This is a genomic window from Rhodococcus sp. GQ147, assembly GCF_059759155.1.
In genome coordinates, this window is record NZ_JCAXDU010000042.1 from 1 (window position 1) to 5,050 (window position 5,050).

The 5,050-nt window shown below is 62.8% G+C and carries 4 protein-coding genes and 3 pseudogenes; 5 read left to right on the forward strand and 2 right to left on the reverse strand.

What is annotated here, in order from left to right:
* Nucleotides 1–91: 91 nt before the first annotated feature.
* Entirely contained in the window at nucleotides 92–586 is a 495-nt protein-coding gene (locus tag AC6CID_RS24785) for a MarR family transcriptional regulator (RefSeq protein WP_138846301.1), read from the reverse strand.
* A 388-nt stretch (nucleotides 587–974) separates the two neighbouring features.
* Between AC6CID_RS24785 and wrbA the strand changes: the two genes are divergently transcribed.
* The 5 genes and pseudogenes from wrbA (at nucleotide 975) to AC6CID_RS24810 (ending at nucleotide 4,517) form a co-directional block, all read left to right on the forward strand.
* Nucleotides 975–1,574, forward strand: coding sequence for an NAD(P)H:quinone oxidoreductase (gene wrbA, locus AC6CID_RS24790; protein WP_138846365.1), 600 nt, complete (start codon nucleotides 975–977; stop codon nucleotides 1,572–1,574).
* Nucleotides 1,561–1,986 (forward strand): annotated as a pseudogene (locus AC6CID_RS24795) (Mu transposase domain-containing protein); the annotation flags it as partial. The gene wrbA and the pseudogene AC6CID_RS24795, both read left to right, overlap by 14 nt.
* Nucleotides 1,983–2,288, forward strand: a pseudogene (locus AC6CID_RS24800) (ATP-binding protein); the annotation flags it as partial. The pseudogenes AC6CID_RS24795 and AC6CID_RS24800, both read left to right, overlap by 4 nt.
* Nucleotides 2,289–2,738: 450 nt before the next feature.
* Entirely contained in the window at nucleotides 2,739–3,386 is a 648-nt protein-coding gene (locus AC6CID_RS24805; RefSeq protein ID WP_138846298.1) for an NYN domain-containing protein, read from the forward strand.
* Between the two features lie 135 nt (nucleotides 3,387–3,521).
* The gene (locus AC6CID_RS24810) at nucleotides 3,522–4,517 is read left to right on the forward strand and encodes a hypothetical protein (RefSeq protein WP_138846297.1); all 996 of its coding nucleotides are present in this window, start codon (nucleotides 3,522–3,524) and stop codon (nucleotides 4,515–4,517) included.
* Between the two features lie 184 nt (nucleotides 4,518–4,701).
* On the opposite strand, the pseudogene AC6CID_RS24815 reads toward AC6CID_RS24810, so the two are convergent.
* Nucleotides 4,702–5,050 (reverse strand): annotated as a pseudogene (locus tag AC6CID_RS24815) (hypothetical protein); the annotation flags it as partial.

Consider the following 5,050-nt stretch of genomic DNA (forward strand, 5'->3'; position numbering starts at 1 on the left):
GTGGCGTTCGTCTGCGTGGCGCTCGCCACGATGTTGATCTGACGTGCGGTGTGGCGGGCAGGTATTCCGCACTGTTGGGTACGACGGCCTGTCAGGCGACCGTGGCGTCGGGTGCGTCCCGAGGGTCGTGGTCGTCGAGAATGTGCCGGCGTATCTCATCGAATCGGTAGGTCATCGTCGTGATGTCGCGGGGGCTGAGCAGGTCGAGCATGTTCGCGCGCACGGCTGCGACATGTCCGGGAGCAGCGGCGGCGAGCGTGGCCGCGCCGCAGTCGGTCAACTCGGCCCAGGCGCCGCGCTTGTCGGATTCGCAGTGCACGCGCCGCACCCATCCGGCGTTCTCGAGGCGGGTGACCGCCCGAGTGATGCCGCTGCGGGTGACCGTGCTCGCCTCGGCCAGCTCGCGCATCCGCAGCCGTTGCTGCGGTGCTTCGGAGAGCACCACCAGGATTTCGTAGTCGGTGAACGAGATTCCGGTATCGCGGACGAGTTGGCGATCGAGCTGCTGGAGCAGCAGGCGGGTGGCGTCGAGGTAGGTGCGCCACAGGTCGTGTTCGGTGTCGGAGAGCCATCGTGTGTCGGTCATATGTCCAGTTTACCCAATGTAGTTGACTGGGCAACTATATTTTCCACCACTTCGTGCAGTTGCTCGCGCAATCAGTTTTGGTCGATCGCTCCGGGGTATCCCCCTGGGGGCGCAGACGCCGGGCCCGGGGTGCGGCCGGGTCTGCCGGCTCGAACCTTAGTGTCGCCCCGCGAAAAGCCGGTAACCGAAGGAAAGAGGTTGACAGTTCAACCACCTCCATTACAGTGACCACCGGGCGACTCCCGCACCTCGTGTGTCTGCGGGGATCCGGACGAAACCGATGGAAAGTGCCATGAAGTTCAGTTTTCGCCGCCTGATGCGCAGGAAACGCGCCCCGGCCACCGACCCTGTTCACCAGGACACGATCACCGACCAGGAAAGGACCGACATGACCAAGCTGTCGATCATCTACTACTCCGCCACCGGCCACGGAACAGCCATGGCCCAACGTCTGGCCAAGGCCGCCGAAGCGGCCGGCGCCGAGGTACGCGTGCGCCACATCACCGAAACCCGTGATCCGGCCACCTTCGCCGAAAACCCCGCCTGGACTGCAAACTACGAGGCCACGAAGAACCTGCCGGCCGCCACCGGTGACGACATCGTGTGGGCCGACGCCGTCATCTTCGGCTCCCCGACCCGCTTCGCCAGCACCGCCGCCCCCTTCCAGACGTTCATCGACTCCCTCGGCGGGCTGTGGGCACAGGGCAAACTCGCCGACAAGGTCTATGCCGCCTACACCTCGAGCCAGACCGCACACGGCGGACAGGAAACCACCCTCACCGGCCTGTACACCTCGCTGATGCACTTCGGCGGCATCCTCGTGCCGCCCGGCTACACCGACCCGCTCAAGTTCGCCGACGGCAACCCCTACGGGGTCAGTCACGTCACCGGACCGAACAACCAGAACGAACTGAACGACGCCACCCTCGCTGCTCTGGATCACATGGCCACCCGCGTCGTCACCACCGCCGCCAAACTCGCGAACTGACCGTTCTCTCCCTGCCGACCGGATCGCCGCCGATCGGGCGGCGATGCTGCCGTTGCCGCCGATCGCCCCGATGGTCGGATGGCGCCGATCGTTGCGGCTCCCACGCGATCATTACATCCGGCTCGACGCCAATGACTATTCGGTGCATCCGGCCGCGATCGGCCGACGCATCGAGCTCGTCGCCGGACTCGACCGGGTGCAGGCATTCTGCGACGGCCGGATCGTGGCCGACCATCCCCGCTGCTGGGCCACCCACCAGTCGATCATCGATCCCGACCATGCGGACGCCGCCCAGGCACTGCGCCGCAGCCGACTGTCGATCGTCCCGGACCCGACCTCGGTGGAGGTCGAGCAACGCCGGCTCCGCGACTACGACACGCTGTTCGGACTCGACGACGAGGCATCGGGATGAGCACCCATCGCACGGCGGCGGAGCTGACCGCCGAGATCGCCTATCTCACCCGAGCGTTGAAGGCGCCGACGCTGCGGGACTCGGTCGATCGGCTCGCCGATCGTGCCCGTACCGAATCATGGAGTCACGTCGAGTTTCTCGTCGCGTGCCTGCAACGCGAGGTCGCCGCCCGCGAAGCCCACGGCGGGGAAGGACGTATTCGCAGTGCCCGGTTCCCCGCCCGCAAGAGCCTCGAGGAGTTCGACTTCGACTACGCCAGTGGTCTGCGCCGGGAGGTGCTTGCGCATCTGGGCGCACTCGAGCCTCGGTGCCTGCCCCGACGATCCCGAACACGCTGCGTTGTGGCGGTCCACTATTGCTGACGCCGCCGCCTACCGCAGCACTCACCACATCACCGACCAGGACAGCCTCGCCGGAGGCCGACCAAAGGACCGCCGCGGTATGCTTGACTGGACCTATATCGAACGCCAAGGCGCTCACCTGCTTGAACACCACCGTTGGCGCACACCGGGTTACCTCTCCTCGAATGTTGCTCGTGAGCCCGAGAAGACTCAAGTTCAACGGCGTGCCCGCGGCCTCTGACCAAGTTCCGTGTCCTGGCTGAGAGATCACCCATCCGGAGACTCACCGCAGTATTTTATTTCGGATCCCCCATTGCCTTGACGGCCTAGATCTGGTTTGACATAATTCTTTCATTGCTCCTCGCCGTCCTCCGGGACTGGCGAGGCTTTTTTTATCTACCGGGGGGTGTGATGTCGGAAGCGCAGGTTGCACACAGGCTGCGTGCGGCGATCGTGATGGATTACCAGAACATCCATCTGACAGCCCACGACAACTTCGAAGCATTCGGTACCCCGAAGCATCATTCGTTGATCCATCCGCTCGCGTATGCCCGCAATGTGATTGATGAGCGGAACAGGCGTCAACGCTCCGGCTATCCCCATGCCGACTTGGTGAAGATGGAGGTCTACCGCGGTCAGCCTGTCGAAGAACATGAGCCGAAGCGGTACGCGTATACCCAGCAGGAGCTGTCTCGTTGGACTCGTGACGACCGCATCGATGTAATTTATCGGCCCCTGAAGTACACGATCGACCGCAACTCAGGCGTGATCCGCGGGATCCAGGAGAAGGGCGTCGACGTACTGTGTGCGCTAGCAGTCATACGAGCAGTCATGAACTCGAACATCGACCTGGTGATCCTGGCTACTCACGACAGCGACCTCGACCCTTGTCTGGAGGAAGCTGTGCAGATTGGCGGAACTGGAACCAGAGTTGAGACCACGGGATGGGCCAGCTCGCAGATCCGCACCCGGCAGGCGCCGAATGTTCACGGAAGAAAGCTTTGGCGTACGTTCCTCGACGAGGAGGCGTATAGACGATGCCTTGACCCGGACCGTTAGCCAGTCCAAGTCTGTCGTTTCGGCAAACTACGCTGTAGTCGGCTTGGGGAACCGTCGGGTCCCTGTTCTCCAGAAGGGCACCTTCGGGTGTTATAGCTCGTTTATCAGGATCCCTCCACCACGGGGAAGGCTGTCTTGGCACCGAAAAAGAATTCAGTCGTTCGCTTCTACGTTCAAGCGTCGGACGGGAGGCGCTCAGCCGAGTGGCGGGTATGGACCGGCAAAGATAACAACATCTCGGACGAGTTGTATGCGACGCCGAGGGCCCGAGCGGAGCACTTCAAGTTCAGCTTGCATTCGAACGGATATTCACAATTCGGATTCAGCGCATCGATCCGCGAGAGGCTCCGACCTGGCGACAGGGATGCGATCGCGAAGTGGAAGCGCACCGGTAGCGAGATCGTACCTAATTGGCGTGCATCGCTCGTGCTTCAGTTCCCGGCCTCACAACTCCGCCATCAGGCCGAAGCGCCCTCTAAGAGCGCTGTGGCGGTACATACGGACGCAACTCCAGGCACAACGACCTTCGTGACCCTGGCAGTAGGTGGTCCAGAGGCTCAGTCGAACGGTCTTGATCTTGTCAGTCTCTTGGATCGCAAGAACGGCGGCCACGTGGCGGTGATACAGCAGACCCTGCCGATCGATGTCGAGAAGGCACTCAACATCGAAGCTCGAATGCAACGCCGAATCCCCTTGGTGATTCCGGGGGTGGCCTTGGATCAATCCTTCGATTGGTTCGTCGATGTCATTAATGATGGCACCCGAGTGGTGACAGAGTTTGCGGTAGATCCGGAAAACGAGGACGTGCCGCTGCCGCCGCTGCCCGGATTCACTGGTCAAGTTCGACGATGGAAGTATGGCCCGGCCGAGTTTCGGCATCTTGAGTTGGCATGCGCAGTCTTCGTTTACCGTGCGGACGGCAGTGCTGAGCTGTTCGTCGATCAACACAGTCGATGTGATCACAGCGAACTTGGGCAAGACGCGGGGCGGCTTCTCCGCCAGGTGCAGGAGAGGAATATGGACGAGGAGTGGGGGCACCTCTCGGGCGGCGACCTCTACACACTGATCTCCACCAGACGAGTGCTTGAGGAGGCGGGAATTACTCGCGGTCTCCCGATCAAGAAGGGATAAGTTCTTGCTTCAACCCGGACCGTCCTCGTGCTGGTCCTGATCGATTAACAGGCTCAGGTTCACGGGATACGGAAAATACGGTCTCGCCTAGGAAAAGTGGTGGGACCGTATTCATCTCGTCGCGACTGGCTGCGCCGCCTGGCGGATACCGCTGCGGCCCATCACCACGCCGCGGAAGTCTTTTCTACGTCGGTACGTACCCCTCCGTGTCGTCGGACCACTCCCAAACGTGGCCGTCGTATGAGACCGGCCCGAACTCGTCATCAGGATCGACCGGTTCGGCATCGCCCGAGTCGATCAGATCGATCATCCGCGTAGCGTCGATCACCGCAGGTCTCGCCCCGTTGCCCGAGTCCAGCAGCGTTCCGGTCGCGGCGACCGCTGCCGCGATCGGGGTCGGTCGTGCCGCGATGTCGGCCGCGATCCACTCCCGCGCCCCCTCGAGCAGCGTGACCTGCACGGTCGGCGGTTCACAGCGCCCGTCGATACAGTCGCCGAACTCGTCGGAGTTGGCCGCCAGCCGTTGCAGAAGC